The organism is Syntrophales bacterium, from assembly GCA_030655775.1.
Lineage (GTDB): Bacteria > Desulfobacterota > Syntrophia > Syntrophales > JADFWA01 > JAUSPI01.
Window position 1 is genome coordinate 1 of the sequence record JAUSPI010000056.1, and the last position, 3,248, is coordinate 3,248.

The window sequence follows — 3,248 nt, forward strand, 5'->3', positions numbered from 1 at the left end:
GCCCTCAGACCTGAGAGACGACGAATTTTAACAGGCCTTTCCTTCACGGACAGCACTTTGTAAACTTCAACCGGTTCAGCTTTTCCTTTAATCCTTGTGGATTCGAGACCTTCAAAATTGAAAAACCCTTCAGTATGGCGATAGGTATCAGGACCGACAAGAATTTCACCCGCGCCAGCCATATCCGTAAGGCGAGAGGCCAAATTGATGGCATCCCCGGTCATCCCGTGTTTACCTTTTTCAATATCCATTTTATCAGTAACTACGAGCCCCGTATTGATACCGGTATGCACCGATATGGACCTTCCAATTTTTTCCTCCAGCTGGGGACTTATGGCTTCCACTACATCGTGTATTTCCCTTGCAGCCATAATGGCTCTGAATGGATCATCTTCATGGGCTTTTGGCACACCGAAAAGGGCCATGACGGCATCACCGATAAACTTATCGATAATTCCTCCATACCTGGTCACAACCCGGGCAACTTCCCCGAAGATGCGGTTCATAATCTCTTTGACTTCTTCGGGGTCTAATTTCTCCGACATTTCAGTATATCCGGACAGGTCGGAAAACAGGACCGTTATATGTTTCCGTTCACTTTTAATTGAATCAGGATAAACGACGGATTCGTCGCCAGGAAATGATGTTTCCGGATGGACGACGGGATTGACGTCCGAGGGGTTTTTCAGACTATGACCGCATTCATTGCAAAATTTACCGGTAGGCGGATTTACATTCCCGCATGCACGGCAGGAAATTTCCAGTCCGTGGCCGCACTCATTACAGAACCTGGACCCATCAGGATTATCAAGCTGGCACTTTGGGCATTTCATCTTTTATGCCCCCTATGACTTAAGTTTGACGGTTTCGTAAAAAGTCGGAGTTTTTGCCGTTTTGTCATTCCCGACCTGATCGGGAATCTATAACTGCGTGTAATTACTGGATTCCCGCTTTCGCGGGAATGACAGATTAGGTAGTATTATGACTTTTTACGAAAGCATCAAGTTTATTCCAAACTTAAAAACATAGATGAAGGGCAAAAGGCTGAAAGGTGAAAGCAACAAAACAAATTCGACCTTTGAATCTTAATTCTTGGCCCTTAGCCTTTAGCCCTTGACCTTTCGCCTTTGCGGCTTCGCCGCAGTAAATCTGCGAAATCTGTGGATTAAAAAACAAAGACCACGGCAGCTATTACGGACGTGTACCCTATATTTTTAACAATAGCAGACTGGGTAATTTCTCTCGTCCTGACTATTTTACCGCTTATCTTGAAGATTTCTTCTTTTTCATTCCAGGCGGCGTCAATATCGAAATCAATTCCCAGAGTCGATGCGAGCATAGCCGCTGCCAGGTCTTCCGCATATTCCCCCGCCTGCCTTCCTGTTTGACCATAGGCGTGATGTTCACTGATATAGCCGTACATACTCTTATCGGCCGGAATGGCGCAACCAACCGAAGCGGCAATGAGCCTTCTCGGTTCATTGCTGCTGCAACGGCTCATAACGCAATATGTTATAGCCCCGTGCTTCAATTCTTTCACGCCCTGCTTTCTTGAAACGACCTTGCAGCCCGGTGGAAAAATACTTGATACCTGAACTAAATTACACTTTTCTATATCGGCATCTCTCAGTGCCAGCTCAAAGGAGTGAAGTTCTTCTTTATGAGAACCTACGCCTTTCGTGAAAAACATTTTCCTGGGAACGAAATCCTTCAATTTTCTTTCTCCTTATTGCCTTGAATTTATATAACCCATAACCCTGTATGTAAGTTTGGCTGCAGTATAATCAGGGGCAACCATCCCCGGAATGGGAGCCAGCTCAACGATGTCGAAACCCCGTATCTTGCAGTTGTTAGAGACCTCTTTGATAAGGCGGGTAAGGTCATTCCAGCAAACCCCTCCTGGCTCAGGAGTGCCAACTGCCGGCATAATAGACGGGTCGAGCACATCAAGATCTATGGTCAGATAGACATCTTTCGACAGGTTTTTGCATATTTCCCTTTCCAATAGGGGATTTTCGTGGAGAAAGTCCGGGGGAAATATTTTAATCCCGTTTTCTTTTATAAAAGTTGCCTCCTCGGCACTCATACTTCTAATTCCCACCTGAACGACAGGACATATCTCAGATATTCTGCGGCTGACGCAGGCATGACTGAAAGGTGTACCCTGGTATGAATTCCTCATATCGGCATGGGCATCAAGATGAAGTACAGAGAGAGTTGGATATTTTTCCTTCATTGCCTGAACGGAACCAAGCGAAATGCTGTGTTCTCCCCCGATGATAACGGGTATCTTATCAAAAGAAAGGATGTAGGCGATCCTTTCGCGAACGGTCTCAATCATTTTTTCCGGTCCCCCTGCTTCCACTTCGAGAGGGGACAGTGTATGGATCCCCGAAAGATAAGTTTCCACACGAAGTTCTTCATCATAAAGCTCCATTTGACATGAAGCATCGATGATGGCTGAGGGCCCGTTTCTCGCCCCGGCCTGATAGCTTGTGGTTAAATCGTAAGGAACCGGGACTACAACAAAGGTAGCATTTTCGAAGGAAGAATATTCCGAATATAACCCGCCAAAATCCATATCCTATTAACTCCAGGAAATATGGAAATGTAGCTACCATATATGACGATATCTGTCCATGTTTTGTTATTCAGTGCCCGAACAAATGTTTATGATTTGTATAAAGTAAGCATGAAGTCGCCATTATCATACAAAATATACGAATAATGGCTGATCCAGTCACCCAGAACAGCGAATGTCTTTTTCCTGCCATCTATCACATAGTGCTCAATGATGGGTTGATGACAATGCCCGAGAATAACGGCGTCAAAACCCTCACTGAATTTTTTCATGGAAAATGCCTTCATTTTATCGGCAAGTCCTTCAGGCGGCCGGGCCAGATGATCTTTGCTCGTCTTAGAGCTAATCCTGGCAATCTTCCATAGAAGAGCAGAAGGGAGTTTTTTTTGAATCATATAAAATACTTTACTTCTCAAGAATCCGCGCAGAAGCAAGTATGATTTATTTGTTGTATCTATTGTATCACCGTGGGATACGAACACTTTCTTTTTATCCAGATCGACGGCGGCTCCATCAGAAAAAACATGGATACCGTGATTGCCGAAAAATTCATCAAGAAAGAAATCGTGGTTTCCTTCAAATAAATAGATATTCGTTCCCTGGTTTTTAAGCTCCAGGAGCTTATCAATCATTACCTGGAATTCCGGATATATGTCGTAATTTCTGC

The 3,248-nt window shown here is 44.5% G+C and carries 4 protein-coding genes; all 4 read right to left on the minus strand.

The features are described 5' to 3' along the window. Nucleotides 1-833: adenylate/guanylate cyclase domain-containing protein (locus Q7J27_02875; GenBank protein ID MDO9528082.1), on the minus strand; the 833-nt coding region annotated here is incomplete at its 3' end. 332 nt (nt 834-1,165) lie between these two features. Beyond that, nucleotides 1,166-1,714 (minus strand): arginine decarboxylase, pyruvoyl-dependent, encoded by a 549-nt coding sequence (locus Q7J27_02880; GenBank protein ID MDO9528083.1) that lies wholly within the window; start codon nt 1,712-1,714, stop codon nt 1,166-1,168. Between the two features lie 12 nt (nt 1,715-1,726). Then, on the minus strand, nt 1,727-2,581 hold the full coding sequence (gene speB, locus Q7J27_02885; GenBank protein ID MDO9528084.1) for an agmatinase: 855 nt from the start codon (nt 2,579-2,581) through the stop codon (nt 1,727-1,729). An 89-nt stretch (nt 2,582-2,670) separates the two neighbouring features. Further along, the coding region (locus Q7J27_02890; GenBank protein ID MDO9528085.1) for a hypothetical protein at nt 2,671-3,248 on the minus strand (578 nt) is incomplete at its 5' end.

What these genes read in the sequence shown, in the direction of transcription:
- speB (MDO9528084.1), bottom strand. Translation starts at nt 2,581, where the DNA reads ATGGATTTTGGCGGGTTATATTCGGAATATTCTTCCTTCGAAAATGCT.